This window comes from Streptomyces diversicolor, from assembly GCF_057537855.1.
This window is the reverse complement of record NZ_BAAJXA010000015.1, coordinates 72,204-86,895: the sequence shown is the minus strand read 5'-3', so window position 1 is coordinate 86,895 and position 14,692 is coordinate 72,204. Positions and strand designations below refer to the sequence as shown.

Below are 14,692 nucleotides of genomic sequence, written 5' to 3'. Positions count from 1 at the left end.
CGGTTCAGGTGGCGGTGGTGTCGTATGTCTTGGCGCCGTCCGACGAACCGGAGACCTTCTTGTACTCGTGCGTCTCAGCCGGTGACTGCACCCGCCGCTGCGCTTTGGTCGTGAACAACTTCTCGAAGCGGCGAACGAGCTTCGGCGGGGGCGTGAACTCTTCCACGCTATTCCTCCTTGAACTCTGCCGATGCCGAGGATTTCCCGGCGTCGCTGTGCACTTGCGGCCCGCCCGGCACCGGGCTGTCCTCTCGCAGTAACCGGGGCGGGAGTCGTCTGGTGGCGCCCCTTGTCAGGTTGTGTGGGAGAGCCGGTTGACAGTCATCCCGGCAGTAAGGCCGTTGCGCTTCTCGGTCTGCCAGCGCTCACACGTCTTGGTCTCGTCATTGCGCCACCTCGATCGGCAGGGCCGCGGCGTACAGGTCAAGTCTGCGGCGGAGCGTACGGTGACGGCCGCCGGAACCGTCCGCGGGCGGTGAGCGCGGCGGGGGCACGTGGGCGGGAACGGCGGGCGTGGCGGACTGCGCGGCGCGGTCTGTGATCCCATCCCGGTCATGCGCCTGGATGCGCAGCATGTGGTCAAGCTCCGCGATGCACGGCCCACAGGCGTACACGTCCCCCGTCGCGCCGGGCGTGGTCACCGAGCCGACCCACAGCACGGCCAAACCCTCACGGCGGCAGTACAACCAACACGCGCCCGTCACCCACGCGTTACCGTCGCCCGTCTGCGCGATCAGGGGCCACACATCGCGCCACGGACGCTCAACGGCCGGAGCGAACATCACGCGGTACCTCCGTTCGCCCGCGCGAGTGCGGCCAGTTCCACCGGGGGCCGCATCACTGCGTAGTCGCCGAAGTTCCGGCGGTAGCGCCGGTGCCCTGTCTCCTGCGTGTGCCTGCGCTGCCACTCCTCGACCGGTGCCGGGTCGCGGTGCGTTCCGGACTGTGCGCCGCACTCGGTTTCGTCGCCGGACACGCAATGCGCTTCGTACTCCGGTTCCGCCGTCTGATCCTGCTCGATGGTGAACGGTATGTAGCGGAACACGCGCCGGGTCACCGCGCCGCCCCCTGCTCGCTGCGCACCGAGTCCGTGACGTGCAGGAAGCCCCCTGCCTTCTCGATCTCGCGTGCCACCTCGTCGTACTCCTGCGGAACAGACGAGATCATCGAGCGCCACGCCGTGAGCACCGCCCCAGCCTCACCGCTCTTGATGCGCTCTACGGCCTGCCCCAGCCCGTTACGCCCTTGCGGCGGCAGCAACCCTGCGCGTTCCTCGATCACGTCCGTGATCTCCCACCCGAACGCCTCCGCGTACTCCATGCACTCCTTGCAAGATGCCGCGATGTTCGTGTTGGGAGCACCACACAGGTAGACCACACAGCGGAACCGCTCGATCTGCGCGGCCTCGGCCGGTACGTCGGCCTCGCCCGGCGTGATACCCGCCGCCGCGTCCGCCAGTGCCTGACGCCGTCTCAGGTCACCTTCAGTTCGACGGACCCTGGTCCGTCCCTGCCTCTGCCCGCTCTCCACGCTGACCATGCATCAATCGTGCCCACTTGATCACGCACAGTGAAGTGATGAGGCGTAGGACCGGGCGAGGTCGTCCGGCCCCAACTCGTACGCTCCGTAGGACTCACACGATCAAGGGCACGCCGATGAGTTCGCTGATGTTCCGTACGCGCGCTGTGGACACCTTCGCGAGACGCTTGGCGATGACACCGGGCAGCGCCTGATGCCTGACCCACTCCGGAGCGTCGAGCCCTACCTCGATCAGCGTGTCTCCCGCCTGGTCATAGAGGCCGGCCGCGCACTGCGCGAGTGCAACATCGAGCTTGTAACGGTTGCGGGCCACCTTCGACATGGACTTGGGGAGCTTCTTCATGTCGGGGTGACTGGCCAGCTTGAGCGCGCGCCCGTAATTCTTCAGCGCGACGTGGATTCCAACGGCCTCGGTCTTCGCCGCCGTTGGGCCGAAGCTGGTCCCGTACAGCTTCTCGTCTCGGCCGAGCCTCGCGGCAGCGGCGTGCGCCTGCGAAATGTAGTCGTCGGCTGCGCTCTCGTCCTCGCGCCTCGACGCCGCCACGGCCGCTGAGATCATCAGCCGCCCGTACGCGAGCAACTGCGGGCGAGACCCGTTGCTGAACGACGGCTCGATCGCCAGTGCCGCACGTTCGGCCACGGCCACGGCACGGGGCAACTTGGCGCCACGCAGGTAGATCCATGACAGCGTGGATTCAAGTAGCGCCGTCATGACGGGGTTGTCGATTTTCTTCGCAAGGTGCTTCGCCGATGTGAGCGCGCTCAACGCAAGGTCACGTTGCCCGAATCCGTTCGAGCACGAAGCGGCTACGCGATACGTGCTCGCCAGGATCGATCCCAACTGCTCACGCTCGCTGCCAGTGGCGCTGGCGTACCTGGCCTGTCCTTCCATGAGGACCTTCGAGGCGTAGCTACTCACCGTCGCCGTATCGCTCGCCCAGTAGGCAGCCCACGCGCGGTCGCGGGCCTCACTCAGTTCGTCGACGGTGCTCGGGTCGTCGATGCCTTCCCACTCACCGAGGGCGCTCTCGTGCACGGCATCGGACAGTTGGCGCAGTGCAGCCCGGTCGCCCTGGTTCATCCCTCGGCGCGGTGCCTGCTGGCCCAGGATCACGGATACGTCCGTGTTCAGCGCGTGGGCTAGTTTGAGCAGTGAACCGACGGACAACTCGCCCCGGTCCTGCTCGGCCTTCTGCACCAGGGCGAGGGACAACCCCGCAGCGTCGGCGAGCCCCTGCTGCGTCAGATCGGAGCCCCGCAGGTGCTTGATGCGCTTACCGTTCGTAAGATCGGCCCAGTTGCTCACGACCACCCCAGTGCGTTTGCTCCGGCTGCTGTACTCCGATGGTAGGTCCAGACGCCCAGAGCAAACAGAACAGACGCAAGGCCCGAGCACACTCGGCCCACGCTCTCTTCAGGAAGCGTCGGTTTCGTCCAGTGCTCGGCGCCAGCGCGTCACCGAGCGGGGGGACAGCGGGCCCGTCCAGCCGTCGGGGCGGGCCGCGCCGCCGATGTGGAACGCGGTGATGCCCGCGGAGCGGAGTGCCGGGACGTGGTCGAGGCGCAGGCCACCGCCGACCATGACCGTCGGCTCGTAGCCGGGCTCCTGTCCGCGCCGCGCCTCCGCGAGCAGCGTGGGCAGCCCGTCGTCGACGCCGGCCGCCGATCCGGCGGTCAGATAGGCGTCGAGGCCGGGCAGTTCGGCGAGCTGTTTGCGCAGGGCGTCCCGGTCGGCGGCCCGGTCGATCGCGCGGTGGAAGGTCCACGGGCAGCCGTCCAGTGCGGCGACGACCCGCTCCAGCGCGCCCAGGTCCGGTCCGCCGCCGGCGTCCAGGAATCCGAGCACGAACTGGTCGGCCCCCGCCCACCGCAGCTCCCGCGCCGCCCGCACCAGCCGCTCCACGCCCTCCGTTCCACCGGCCGCGAACCCGTCGGAGAGCCGCAGCATCACGCGCAGGTCGATGTCGACGGCGGCACGGATCCCGGTGAAGGTCGCCACCGACGGGGTCAGCCCGTCGGCCGCCATGTCGGTGACCAGTTCGAGGCGGTCCGCGCCTCCCGCCTGCGCGGCGACCGCGTCCTCCACTCCGAGGGCGATCACCTCCAGGACTGCACGCGTGCTCATAGGACCCCTTTCCGACGGTGTTCCCCTGGACCGCTACAGGTCTAGTCCAATCGAAAGGGTACGCCCGCCCGACCCGGCCCCGCGAGATCGCCCCCGTCAGCCGAAGATGTTCAGCTCCGGTGCCGCCGCGCCCACCAGTTCGTACGAGATGCCGGCCAGCGGCCTGCCCGCGTAGAGCCGTACCAGCGTGGCGCTGTCCCCGATGAAGCGGGCCGGGTTGCGCGCACCGTCGGCCGCGCCCAGCCGCAGCGGTTCGTCCACGTCGTCCAGGTCGGCGTGCACCGGCAGATGCCCCTTCTCGCGGGTCACCCGGGCCAGCAGGGTGAGCGCGTGCGGCGTCCCCGGCCCGGCGTAGGCACCCGGCACGCCGAACGTCTCCCGCAGATCGCCGGCGTGCACCCACTCGCCCAGCGCGATCATGTCCAGCGCCCCGCCGGCCCGCGCGATCACCGGCCCGGCCTCGGTCATTCCGCGCTCCAGTTCGTCGACGACCTGCGCGTGCGTGCGCTCGGCCCGTTCGGCGATGTCCCGCTCGTTCGACTCGGGTGAGAACACGCCCGGCTCGAAGCGGCGCTCCACCACTCGCGTCAGCACGGCCGCACAGTGTGCGACCACATCCCGTACCGTCCAGCCCGGGCACGCCTCGATCGCCCGCGCGAAATCCGCGTCGGGCAGGGAGCGGAGCAGGGGGAGCAGGGCGTCGCGTTCTACGGCGAGGAGCCGGCCGGGGAGTTCGGGGTCCCGGGGTTCGTGTGTGTCGGTCATGGCCCCAACGGTAGGGCTCCGCCGGGTTGGCCGACCATGGTTCGGGTGCGTTGTGGCTGGCGGGTCGGGGGGTTGCTGCATCGTGGGGCCGTGCGGGTGCGTTGTGGCTTGGCGCGCGCACGCGGCGGAGCCGCAAATTCAACACAGCCCCGCGCCCCTAACGGGGCGCTGCCGGACCGCGGGCCTTTGGGGCGGGGGAGAATGGGGGCATGGTCGATGTCGAGGGGTTGCGGGGGCGGTGGGGGGTGGCCCTGGACGGGGTTCGTGGGGGCGGGGGCGGGCCCGATCCGTTGCCGTATGCCGATCGGCTGCTCGCCCGTTGGCAGGAGCCGCAGCGCAGGTATCACACGCTCGCGCATCTCACTGGCGTCCTGGACCACATCGACACGCTGGCGGAGTACGCCGCCGACCCGGACGTCGTACGCCTGGCCGCCTGGTTCCACGACGCCGTCTACCTCCCCGACCGCTCCGAGAACGAGGAGCGGTCGGCCCGCCTCGCCGAGCGCGCGCTGCCGGAGGCCGGCGTCCCGGCGGACAGGACCGCCGAGGTGGCCCGGCTGGTCCGGCTCACGGTCACGCACGACCCGGCCCCGGACGACCGTGACGGACAGGTGCTGTGCGACGCCGACCTGGCCGTCCTGGCGGCGCCGCCGGCCGCGTACGCCGCCTACACGGCCGCGATCCGCGAGGAGTACCACTTCGTTCCGAACGACGCCTTCCGGGACGGCCGCGCCGCGATCCTGCGCCACTTGCTTCAGCTGCCCCGGCTGTTCCGCACGCCGTACGGGCAGCGTGCGTGGGAGCCGACCGCCCGCTACAACCTCTCCGCCGAGCTGGAGCTGCTGACCGGCTGACCGCGGGCGGGGACCCTGCGGCTGCACCGCCGTGCGTCCGTGTCCCGCGTCGTCGCCGGGGCCGGCGCCGGCCAGCCGGAAAACCAGGTCCGCGCACCGGTCCGATGATCTAGTCTGCGCCGCATGCAGGCAGTGGGCGGGGACCAGGTGGACGAGGCCGTCGCGGGCTGTGTGGCGACGCTGCGCACGGCGGTGGACCGGGACTGGACGGCGGTACGGGCGGGTCGGCTGGACTGGAGCGTCCGGCGGACCGCCGTGCATGTCGCGAGCGATCTCATCGCGTACGCCGGGCAGTTGGCGGGGCGGGCGCAGGACGCGTACGTCCCCTTCGACATCACCCTGGACGGCGAGGGTGACGAGGGCATGCCCGCGGCCGGCAACGTCGGCCTGCTCCAGGTGATCGAGACCACCGGCGTGCTGCTCGCCACCACCGTCCGCACCACCCCGCGCGAGGTGCGCGCCTTCCACCCGTTCCCCTTCGGGAGCGCGGACCGCCAGGGCTTCGCCGCGATGGGCATCGCCGAGGTGCTGCTGCACACGTACGACATGGCCGCGGGGCTCGGGCTGCCCTATGAGCCGCGGGCGGAACTCGCCGAGTCCGTCCTGACCTGCGTCTTCCCGCACGTCCGGCCCGGGCCCGCGCCCTGGCCGACCCTGCTGTGGGCGACCGGCCGCGGCGAGTTGCCCGGCCGGGCCCCGGTCACCGACTGGCGCTGGTACAACAACCTGGTGCTCCCGGCCGGGCGGCTCACCCTCCAGGGGGTACGGCCCGCCGCCGCGCGCGATCTGCGGCTGGGTGGCGACGGCGGCTTCGACTGGCTCGACGGCGGGCCGTACCAGGGCACCCGGGATGCCGCCGGGATGCTGGTCGAGGCGTATGAATCCGGGTCGCACCGGCCCGAGTTCGGGCTGTTCGTGCTGGTCCGCCGGGACGACGGCCGGGCGGTCGGCGGCCTGGGCTTCCACTCCGCCCCGGACGAGGAGGGCCGCGTGGAGATCGGCTACGACCTTGTCGAGGCCGCCCGCGGCCGGGGCTACGCGACCGAGGCGCTGGGCGCGCTGGCCGAGTGGGCGCTGGCCCGGGACGAGGTGGACCGGCTGTTCGCGCGCGTCGACCGCGCCAATCTCCCGTCGCAGGGCGTGCTGGCCCGCACCGGATTCGGCCGGGCCGCGGCGGCTGAGGAGTCCGCGTACGCCGAACGACACGGCTCGAACCGCTCACTCACCCTGTACGTCCGCCGCGCCTGACCCCCCTTCAGCCGACACGGCCCCACACCCCGCAGGCCCTTCCGGCGGCACCACCCCACGACACGCAGCCCCTTCGGGGAGACCGGTCCGCGGCACACACCCCCTACCGGCAGCCCGGCCCACGGCACGCAGCCCTTCCGGCAGCCCGGCCCCACGGTGCGCGGTCACCGCGCCGCCTGCCGGTCGCCGCGCCGTGTCACGGTCTCGCACCCCCACCGTGCCCGCGCGGCCACCGCCGCCGCCCCGGTCGCCACCCCGCCCGCGGGCGTCAGTTCAGCGGGGCCAGGGATGCCGGCAGTGCCGGTGTCCTACGAGGACGGGACTCCGCCTGTGGCTCGGCCCAGGGAGCCGACCGCCGCGACCTTCACGCCCGCCTGGTGGCAGACCCAGTGCGGGTCGGGGCCGAGTTCCGGCTCGACGTCCAGCGCGTGCGGGTCACCGGAGCCGCACACCGGACACAGCGGCCAGCGTCCGTACCGCTCAAGCAGCGCGTCCTGTACGTCCTGCGCGACGAGTCCGGCCACATAGGCCGCCCCGTCCGGCCACTGCTCCACCCACCAACGGCGCTGCGCGACCGAGTCCTCGACCAGCGAGACCACGTCCGCCTCGGCGACCTCGCCGGCGACCAGGTCGGCGAGCACGCGGGCGCGGGCCGTGTGCAGGGCACGTTCCAGCGGGCTGATGGGTTCCATGCCCCCATTGTGCGTGGTCTTGACCCCGACACCAGCCGAAAATACCTTTCAGATGTGACCCAGGACGTGAAGGAAATTTTCGGCACCCCCGGCGGCATCGGGAACGCGCCGCCGGCGCCGGCCGCCCTCACCGCCAAGGTGCGCACGCTCGCCCCGTCCATGACCCGTTCGATGCAACGGGTCGCGGAGGCCGTGGCGGGCGACCCGGCGGGCTGCGCGGCCCTCACGGTCACCGGTCTCGCCGAACTCACCGGCACCAGCGAGGCAACGGTCGTACGGACGGCCCGGTTGCTCGGCTACCCGGGCTACCGCGACCTGCGGCTCGCCCTCGCCGGCCTGGCCGCCCAGCAGCAGTCCGGCCGCGCCCCCGCGCTCACCACCGACATCGCGGTCGACGACCCGATCGCCGACGTCGTCGCCAAGCTCGCCTACGACGAGCAGCAGACCCTCGCCGACACGGCCGCCGGGCTCGACACGGTGCAACTGGGCGCGGCGGTCGCCGCGCTCGCCGGCGCACGGCGCACCGATGTGTACGGGATCGGCGCGTCCGGGCTGGTCGCCCAGGACCTCACCCAGAAGCTGCTGCGGATAGGGGTGATAGCCCACGCCCACAGCGATCCGCATCTCGCGGTGACGAACGCGGTGCAGCTGCGCTCCGGGGACGTGGCCATCGCGATCACCCACTCCGGCTCGACGGGGGACGTCATCGAGCCGCTGCGGGCCGCGTTCGAGCACGGGGCCACCACCATCGCCATCACCGGCCGGCCGGACGGACCCGTCACCCAGTACGCCGACCACGTGCTCACCACCTCCATCTCCCGGGAGAGCGAGCTGCGGCCCGCCGCGATGTCCTCACGGACCAGTCAACTCCTCGTCGTGGACTGCCTGTTCATCGGAGTGGCACAGCGCACGTACGAGACCGCCGCGCCCGCGCTCGCCGCTTCCTACGAGGCGCTGGCCCACCGGCACCGCTGAGCGCCGCGTGCTCCGCCGGCCGAGCCGTTGGGCGTCGTCGTTCGGCCGCCGCACCGCCATGGCCGGTCACGCCCACGCGGCGGAGCCGCGTAGTCAACACAGCCTCGCCCCGTTCGGGGCGCCGCCGGACCGCGGCGGACTCCGCTCGCCCCGTTCACCGCGAAGCGCTGGAGACACCGGAAGCACCGGAAGCAGCCTGGAAGCACCGGAAGCACCGGAAGCACTGGAAGCACCGGAAGCACTGGAAGCACCAGAAAGAGCCGCCCTTCATGACCTCCACGTCCGACCACCGTCAGCTCCGCGCCGAACTGGAGACGCTCACCACCGAGGCGTTCCGGCCCGAACTCGCCGGCATCGACAAGCTGCCCACCCTGGAGATCGCCCGGCTGATGAACGGCGAGGACACCGCGGTGCCGGCCGCCGTCGCCGCGTGCCTCCCGCGGATCGCCGCGGCCATCGACGCGATCGCCGCGCGCATGGGCCGCGGCGGCCGGCTGGTCTACGCGGGCGCGGGCACCGCGGGCCGCCTCGGTGTCCTGGACGCCTCCGAGTGCCCGCCCACCTTCAACACCGACCCCGCCAGGGTCGTCGGCCTGATCGCGGGCGGCGCCGAGGCGATGGTGACCTCCGTCGAGGGCGCGGAGGACTCGAAGGAACTGGCCCGCAAGGACCTCGACTCGCTCGCGCTCGGCTCGAACGACACGGTGGTCGGCGTCTCCGCCTCCGGCCGCACCCCGTACGCGATCGGCGCGGTCGAGCACGCCCGCGCCCTGGGCGCCCTGACCGTCGGCCTTGCCTGCAACGCGGACAGCGCGCTAGCGGCGGCGGCCGAGCACGGCATCGAGGTCGTCGTCGGCCCCGAGCTGATCACCGGGTCCACCCGGCTGAAGGCGGGCACCGCGCAGAAGCTGGTCCTCAACATGCTGTCGACGATCACGATGATCCGGCTGGGCAAGACGTACGGGAACCTGATGGTCGACGTGCGCGCCTCCAACGACAAGCTGCGCGCCCGCTCCCGCCGTATCGTCGCCCTGGCCACCGGCGCGGGGGACGAGGAGATCGAGCGGGCCCTGACCGAGACCGGCGGCGAGGTGAAGAACGCGATCCTGGCCATCCTGGCCGGTGTCGACGCCCCGACGGCCGCCCGCCTCCTGGAACAGTCCGACGGCCATCTACGCGCCGCGCTACCCGACCCGGCCGACTGACCCGCCCGTCGGGGGTCCGCGCGGGCGGCCGGCCACGCGCGTGGCCGACTCCACCGCGCCCCACGCGCGCACCGCACGTCGCCTCAGACGGTCCAGTGCTCACGCAGCCACCACAGCAGCAGGCTGACGAACCCGGAACCGACGGCACCGGCGGCACCGAGGGCCGCCTGCCGGGCGAGCCTTCGCCAGAATGCCTTCCGGACCACGTGCGACCGCTCGGCCTCACCGGACTTCGTCATGACCTCTCCTCGTGCTCGGTGTGGGGCCTGTGCCCACAGCCCGATGGTGGCCGATCGCACCCTCGTCAGGGGCCCGCGAGCACGCCGTCGGCGTTGCCGTTGCAGGTGTCAGCGTTGCCGTGGCGGGTGTCAGCGTTGCCGTTGCAGGTGTCAGCGTTGCCGTGGCGGGTGTCAACGTTGCCGGGCGTTGCCGTTCTGGACGGCAACGCTCTTTCGCACCACGTGAGTTGAAGCAGCGCGATACTGGCACCATGCGCGACGCACCAGCGCCCGCCCGTGACGCGGAAGCCGCGGCCTGCCCGGCCCGTCCCGTACGGCTGCGCCCCTTGAAGGACGACCTGCCGCCCGAGAGGCGGAACCTGGCGGAGGACCTGCGACAGATCTTCCTCAGCCTGGGCATCAGCGTGCGGCGCTATGCCGCGCGCCGGCACCTGGACGCGAGCACCGTGACCCGCTACCTCAACGGCCGTGTCCCCCCGTGGGACTTCGTCGCCGGCCTGGTCGCGGACGCGCGGGAGTCCGGGGCGGCCCTCACTCCCGATGCGGAGTCGGCCGTGCGCGAACTGCACCGGGCCGCTCTGAAGTCCAACCGGCACGGCAGCGAGGTGCAGGAACTCCAGCACCGGCTGGCCGAGGCCGACGAGGAGGTCCGGCGGATCACGACCCGTGAGCGCGCCCTGGCCGTGATGCTGCTGGACCGGGAGGACCGGCTGGCCAAGGTGCGCGGCTGGTGCCGGAACCTGGAGACCCAGATGGCGGAGCAGGTGCTCTCCCATCGGGCCGACATGGAACTCTGGCGCGGCGAGCACATACGACTGGAGGAGGAGTGCGGCGACCTCCAGGAACAGGTGATCTACCTCCAGGAGGCGCTGGCGGTCACCCGTGCCGAGCTGATCGCCGCCGAGGACCGCTGCCACCGGCTGGATGCCCGGCTCGATGCCCTTCAGGAACTGGGCGGGGACGGTCCGGGGCAGGGCGAGACCCCGTCGATCACGGCGATGCTGGAGGAGGCGGACCGCAGATCCTCGGTGCCCGAACTGGTGCGGGCCGTGGGGGACCTGGAACTGCGCACCCGACAGGCCGTGGCGAGCGAACTGGTCCGCTCGGCGAGCCAGTCGCGCACGGTCGAGGAGGTCGCCGGCCTGCTGTCCGGGCTGCGCCAGGCGGGGTTCGACACGCACGCCCGCACCGCGCTGCCGGCCATGGTGATGGTGCGGTCCGTGGACGACACCAGTGCTCTGGCCAGGGAGCTGCTCCGCGCGGGGCTGGAGGAGTACGTACTGATCCTGGTGCAGTCCTCGGTGAAGTACCACCAGCCCGAGGACGCGGCCGCCCTCACCCTGACGCTGCACCGTGCCGGGCTCGCCGAGTACGCCGAGAGCCTGCTGTCGGCCGTGGCCGTGGTCCGGCCGGTCGCCGACGTGGTGTCCGTGACGGCGCTCCTGTCCGACGGGGAACTCGCCGCCGCCCTCGGCACGGCCGTGTCCGCCGCCGCGGCGAAACGCCCGGTGGCGGACCTGGTGACGCTGTCCGTCGCGCTGCGCGAAGCCTGCCTGCCGCGCTACGCGGACGCCCTGCAACTGACGGCAGCGGCGGCCCGGTCCGCCTCGGACGTGGTGGAGTTCATCCACGCCCTGGACCGGCACGGGCTCGCGCAGGACGCCGAGACCGTCTTCCGGCACACGCAGAACCGCGGCGTCGGACATCTGCTCCCGCTCGTCCTCGCCCTGCGGGACCACCGGGTCTGGTCCGTGCTGCACGGGGTCTCGTCGTCCCGTTCGGGCGCCGACATCGCGGTGCTGATCAGCGAGCTGTATCTGACGGGGCGTCACCACCTCTCGACGGACCTGCTGCTGCAGACCGTGCGCGGCAGGTCCGAGAGAGCGGTCAGGGAGACGGTCGTGGCCCTTTCGGGGATGACGCCGGGCGCCGAGGCGGTGCTGCGGGCGGCGGTCAGGACCCTCTCGCCGCAGGACGCCGCCCGGCTGCTCACCCGCATGGTCGACTGCGGGCTGCCGGAGCAGGCCGACACCGTCTTCCGCTGCACGGTGCACGACGAACTCGTCGGGCACGCGGGGCACTTCCTCAAGGCCCTGGTCCAGGACGGTTCGCACTACGGCAGCCGGCAGGTCCTGTGCCGGCACGCCCGGGAGATGACGCCCTCGGCCCTGGCGGCGCTGCTGCTGGCTCTGGAGTCAGCGTCGCTCGACGGGCACCTGGACGCGGTCGTCGCCGCGTGCTGCTGCGACTGCCCGGTCCTCGACCTGATGCTGCTGACGAAGCGACTGACCGCCGAGAGCACCCACGTCCGCCGGACGGATCAGGTGGTGCGACGCCTCCTGACCCAGGTCGTGCGGACCCGGCCCGTCGCCGATCTGGCCACGCTGGTCGGCGCGCTGCAGACAGGCGGGCTCCCCTGGTACGCCGACTGGCTCACCGCCGAGGCGCTGGGCGTGCACGGGCGGGACTTCCAGGAACACCTGACGACGGAGCAGACCAAGCACGAGCAGAAGGTGATGTCCCGCGCCTTCTGGCGCTCGATGCCCGCCCCCCGAGGCCGCGGCGGCGGGGCGTGACATGCCCGAGGGCGGCACTCCCTGGGGTCAGGGAGTGCCGCCCTCGGTGTGTGGCGGACGGGTCCGATCCTCAGGGAGGATCAGAAGTCCATGTCACCGCCCGGCATGCCGCCCGGAGCGGCCGGCGCGGCCTTCTCCGGCTTGTCGGCGATGACGGCCTCGGTGGTGAGGAACAGCGCGGCGATGGAGGCGGCGTTCTGCAGGGCGGAACGCGTCACCTTCGCCGGGTCGATGATGCCCTCGGCGACCAGGTCGACGTACTCGCCGGTCGCGGCGTTCAGGCCGTGACCCGGGGTGAGGTTGCGGACCTTCTCGACCACGACGCCGCCCTCAAGGCCGGCGTTGACGGCGATCTGCTTGAGCGGGGCCTCCAGGGCGAGCTTCACGGCCTGCGCGCCGGTCGCCTCGTCACCGTCCAGCTCCAGCTTCTCGAAGACGCTGGTGGTCTGCAGCAGGGCCACGCCACCACCGGCGACGATGCCCTCCTCGACGGCCGCCTTGGCGTTGCGCACGGCGTCCTCGATGCGGTGCTTGCGCTCCTTGAGCTCCACCTCGGTGGCGGCACCGGCCTTGATGACGGCGACGCCGCCGGCCAGCTTGGCCAGACGCTCCTGGAGCTTCTCGCGGTCGTAGTCCGAGTCGCTGTTCTCGATCTCGGCGCGGATCTGGTTGACCCGGCCGTTGACCTGCTCGGAGGAGCCGGCACCGTCGACGATGGTGGTCTCGTCCTTGGTGATGACGACCTTGCGGGCGCGGCCCAGGAGGTCCAGGGTCGCGTTCTCCAGCTTGAGGCCGACCTCCTCGGAGATGACCTCGCCGCCCGTGAGGATGGCGATGTCGCCGAGCATGGCCTTGCGGCGGTCGCCGAAGCCCGGCGCCTTGACGGCGACGGACTTGAAGGTGCCGCGGATCTTGTTGACGACCAGGGTCGACAGGGCCTCGCCCTCGACGTCCTCGGCGATGATCAGCAGCGGCTTGCCCGACTGCATGACCTTCTCAAGGAGCGGGAGCAGGTCCTTGACGGAGCTGATCTTGGAGTTGGCGATCAGGATGTACGGGTCGTCGAGCGACGCCTCCATACGCTCCATGTCGGTGGCGAAGTACGCCGAGATGTAGCCCTTGTCGAAGCGCATGCCCTCGGTGAGCTCAAGCTCCAGACCGAAGGTCTGCGACTCCTCGACGGTGATGACGCCTTCCTTGCCGACCTTGTCCATGGCCTCGGCGATCAGCTCGCCGATCTGGGTGTCGGCGGCGGAGATGGAGGCCGTGGAGGCGATCTGCTCCTTGGTCTCGACGTCCTTCGCCTGCTCCAGCAGGGCGGCGGAGACGGCCTCGACGGCCTTCTCGATACCGCGCTTCAGGGCCATCGGGTTGGCGCCGGCGGCGACGTTGCGCAGGCCCTCCTTGACCAGGGCCTGGGCGAGGACGGTCGCGGTGGTCGTACCGTCACCGGCGACGTCGTCGGTCTTCTTGGCGACTTCCTTGACCAGCTCGGCGCCGATCTTCTCGTACGGGTCCTCCAGCTCGATCTCCTTGGCGATGGACACACCATCGTTGGTGATCGTGGGGGCGCCCCACTTCTTCTCAAGGACGACGTTGCGGCCCTTGGGGCCGAGGGTGACCTTGACGGCGTCGGCGAGCTGGTTCATACCGCGCTCAAGGCCGCGCCGCGCCTCCTCGTCGAACGCGATGATCTTGGCCATGTGAAGTGGTCCCTCCAGGACTGGGGGTGATTCCTTCGGACCGCGCCCGCGCCCGCGACGGACGGCTCGCCGGCCTTGTGGTTCCTTGCCCCACCCGGCCCACGGGCCTCACCGACCCGGTCCATCATTGTCACTCTCACCTTCAGAGTGCTAACGCCAATGATTAGCACTCGACCCACCCGAGTGCAAGGTGCGCCCGCGCCGCGGACCCGTCGCGGGGCGCGCGGCCGGGTCGTCGCGCCGGGCGCGCGCCCCCCGGCGCGACGACCCGGACACCGCGGCACCGGCCCCTGCGGACACCGCGGCACCGGCCCATGCGGCATGGGAGCTGTGACATGGACCCTGTGGTCCAGGCCCACGCCCCGCGGCGCGGCCCTGCTGCCCGGGCACGACGAAGGGCCCGCACCCCGGAAGGTGCGGACCCTTCGCGCTGAGAATGTTCAGGCGGTGACGCGAACCATGTCGGCCTGCGGGCCCTTCTGGCCCTGCGAGATCTCGAACTCGACCCGCTGGCCCTCTTCCAGGGTGCGGTAGCCGTCCATCTGAATCGCGCTGTAGTGGACGAAGACGTCCGCACCACCGTCGACCGCGATGAAGCCGTACCCCTTCTCCGCGTTGAACCACTTGACGGTGCCCTGAGCCATGCCTAACTCCCCTATTACTGGCCCTTGCACAGATCCACACTTCGCGGACCCGGGTCAGACCTCACCCCCCAAGGTTGGGGGCGTGCGCCGGAACGCGTCGACCGCGGCTGAATGTATCTGTCCAACT

16 protein-coding genes are annotated in these 14,692 nt (G+C 71.5%); 5 read left to right on the top strand and 11 right to left on the bottom strand.

Annotation, left to right across the window (positions count from 1 at the left end; translation table 11 throughout):
- Window positions 1-4: 4 nt before the first annotated feature.
- The 7 genes from AC27LF_RS19425 to AC27LF_RS19395 all read right to left on the bottom strand — a co-directional run bounded on the left by AC27LF_RS19425 (window position 5) and on the right by AC27LF_RS19395 (window position 4,429).
- Window positions 5-166 (bottom strand): hypothetical protein, encoded by a 162-nt coding sequence (locus AC27LF_RS19425; RefSeq protein ID WP_479657476.1) that lies wholly within the window; start codon window positions 164-166, stop codon window positions 5-7.
- A 217-nt stretch (window positions 167-383) separates the two neighbouring features.
- Window positions 384-782 (bottom strand): hypothetical protein, encoded by a 399-nt coding sequence (locus tag AC27LF_RS19420; protein WP_479657552.1) that lies wholly within the window; start codon window positions 780-782, stop codon window positions 384-386.
- Window positions 782-1,057, bottom strand: coding sequence for a DUF7848 domain-containing protein (locus AC27LF_RS19415; RefSeq protein ID WP_479657477.1), 276 nt, complete (start codon window positions 1,055-1,057; stop codon window positions 782-784). Before AC27LF_RS19415 ends, AC27LF_RS19420 begins: the two co-directional genes overlap by 1 nt.
- Entirely contained in the window at window positions 1,054-1,539 is a 486-nt protein-coding gene (locus AC27LF_RS19410; RefSeq protein ID WP_479657478.1) for a recombinase family protein, read from the bottom strand. The genes AC27LF_RS19415 and AC27LF_RS19410 overlap by 4 nt, the downstream gene beginning before the upstream one ends.
- Before the next feature lie 94 nt (window positions 1,540-1,633).
- Complete coding sequence (locus AC27LF_RS19405) at window positions 1,634-2,845, bottom strand: helix-turn-helix domain-containing protein (RefSeq protein WP_479657479.1); 1,212 nt, start codon at window positions 2,843-2,845, stop codon at window positions 1,634-1,636.
- Between the two features lie 108 nt (window positions 2,846-2,953).
- Complete coding sequence (locus tag AC27LF_RS19400; RefSeq protein WP_479657480.1) at window positions 2,954-3,664, bottom strand: copper homeostasis protein CutC; 711 nt, start codon at window positions 3,662-3,664, stop codon at window positions 2,954-2,956.
- A gap of 96 nt (window positions 3,665-3,760) precedes the next feature.
- Window positions 3,761-4,429, bottom strand: a complete 669-nt coding sequence (locus tag AC27LF_RS19395) for a maleylpyruvate isomerase family mycothiol-dependent enzyme (RefSeq protein WP_479657481.1) — start codon at window positions 4,427-4,429, stop codon at window positions 3,761-3,763.
- A gap of 209 nt (window positions 4,430-4,638) precedes the next feature.
- Between AC27LF_RS19395 and AC27LF_RS19390 the strand changes: the two genes are divergently transcribed.
- On the top strand, window positions 4,639-5,283 hold the full coding sequence (locus AC27LF_RS19390; protein WP_479657482.1) for an HD domain-containing protein: 645 nt from the start codon (window positions 4,639-4,641) through the stop codon (window positions 5,281-5,283).
- A gap of 123 nt (window positions 5,284-5,406) precedes the next feature.
- Window positions 5,407-6,531, top strand: coding sequence for a GNAT family N-acetyltransferase (locus AC27LF_RS19385; RefSeq protein ID WP_479657483.1), 1,125 nt, complete (start codon window positions 5,407-5,409; stop codon window positions 6,529-6,531).
- Between the two features lie 308 nt (window positions 6,532-6,839).
- On the opposite strand, the gene AC27LF_RS19380 is transcribed toward AC27LF_RS19385, so the two are convergent.
- The gene (locus AC27LF_RS19380; RefSeq protein WP_404034375.1) at window positions 6,840-7,223 is read right to left on the bottom strand and encodes a hypothetical protein; all 384 of its coding nucleotides are present in this window, start codon (window positions 7,221-7,223) and stop codon (window positions 6,840-6,842) included.
- A gap of 54 nt (window positions 7,224-7,277) precedes the next feature.
- Here AC27LF_RS19380 and AC27LF_RS19375 point away from each other — a divergent pair, with 54 nt between their 5' ends.
- Together AC27LF_RS19375 and murQ are read left to right on the top strand one after the other, a co-directional pair.
- The gene (locus AC27LF_RS19375) at window positions 7,278-8,198 is read left to right on the top strand and encodes a MurR/RpiR family transcriptional regulator (RefSeq protein WP_479657484.1); all 921 of its coding nucleotides are present in this window, start codon (window positions 7,278-7,280) and stop codon (window positions 8,196-8,198) included.
- A 269-nt stretch (window positions 8,199-8,467) separates the two neighbouring features.
- Window positions 8,468-9,403 carry an N-acetylmuramic acid 6-phosphate etherase gene (gene murQ / locus AC27LF_RS19370; RefSeq protein WP_479657485.1) on the top strand — a complete coding sequence of 312 codons (936 nt, stop codon included), beginning with the start codon at window positions 8,468-8,470 and terminating at the stop codon, window positions 9,401-9,403.
- 83 nt (window positions 9,404-9,486) lie between these two features.
- Here the strand turns inward: murQ and AC27LF_RS19365 are convergent, their stop codons facing one another.
- Entirely contained in the window at window positions 9,487-9,642 is a 156-nt protein-coding gene (locus tag AC27LF_RS19365; RefSeq protein ID WP_479657486.1) for a hypothetical protein, read from the bottom strand.
- Between the two features lie 251 nt (window positions 9,643-9,893).
- On the opposite strand from AC27LF_RS19365, the gene AC27LF_RS19360 reads away from it, so the two are divergent.
- Window positions 9,894-12,218 carry a coiled-coil domain-containing protein gene (locus AC27LF_RS19360; RefSeq protein ID WP_479657487.1) on the top strand — a complete coding sequence of 775 codons (2,325 nt, stop codon included), beginning with the start codon at window positions 9,894-9,896 and terminating at the stop codon, window positions 12,216-12,218.
- Window positions 12,219-12,298: 80 nt separating this feature from the next.
- Here AC27LF_RS19360 and groL read toward each other — a convergent pair whose 3' ends face one another.
- Complete coding sequence (gene groL / locus AC27LF_RS19355; RefSeq protein WP_479657488.1) at window positions 12,299-13,921, bottom strand: chaperonin GroEL; 1,623 nt, start codon at window positions 13,919-13,921, stop codon at window positions 12,299-12,301.
- 440 nt (window positions 13,922-14,361) lie between these two features.
- Window positions 14,362-14,565, bottom strand: a complete 204-nt coding sequence (locus tag AC27LF_RS19350) for a cold-shock protein (protein ID WP_004986573.1) — start codon at window positions 14,563-14,565, stop codon at window positions 14,362-14,364.
- Window positions 14,566-14,692: the final 127 nt, after the last annotated feature.

Coding starts and splice junctions, on each gene's coding strand:
- murQ (WP_479657485.1), top strand. CDS start 8,468: ATGACCTCCACGTCCGACCACCGTCAGCTCCGCGCCGAACTGGAGACG.
- AC27LF_RS19350 (WP_004986573.1), bottom strand. CDS start 14,565: ATGGCTCAGGGCACCGTCAAGTGGTTCAACGCGGAGAAGGGGTACGGC.
- groL (WP_479657488.1), bottom strand. CDS start 13,921: ATGGCCAAGATCATCGCGTTCGACGAGGAGGCGCGGCGCGGCCTTGAG.
- AC27LF_RS19385 (WP_479657483.1), top strand. CDS start 5,407: ATGCAGGCAGTGGGCGGGGACCAGGTGGACGAGGCCGTCGCGGGCTGT.
- AC27LF_RS19365 (WP_479657486.1), bottom strand. CDS start 9,642: ATGACGAAGTCCGGTGAGGCCGAGCGGTCGCACGTGGTCCGGAAGGCA.
- AC27LF_RS19410 (WP_479657478.1), bottom strand. CDS start 1,539: ATGGTCAGCGTGGAGAGCGGGCAGAGGCAGGGACGGACCAGGGTCCGT.
- AC27LF_RS19400 (WP_479657480.1), bottom strand. CDS start 3,664: ATGAGCACGCGTGCAGTCCTGGAGGTGATCGCCCTCGGAGTGGAGGAC.
- AC27LF_RS19420 (WP_479657552.1), bottom strand. CDS start 782: ATGTTCGCTCCGGCCGTTGAGCGTCCGTGGCGCGATGTGTGGCCCCTG.
- AC27LF_RS19360 (WP_479657487.1), top strand. CDS start 9,894: ATGCGCGACGCACCAGCGCCCGCCCGTGACGCGGAAGCCGCGGCCTGC.
- AC27LF_RS19395 (WP_479657481.1), bottom strand. CDS start 4,429: ATGACCGACACACACGAACCCCGGGACCCCGAACTCCCCGGCCGGCTC.
- AC27LF_RS19380 (WP_404034375.1), bottom strand. CDS start 7,223: ATGGAACCCATCAGCCCGCTGGAACGTGCCCTGCACACGGCCCGCGCC.
- AC27LF_RS19390 (WP_479657482.1), top strand. CDS start 4,639: ATGGTCGATGTCGAGGGGTTGCGGGGGCGGTGGGGGGTGGCCCTGGAC.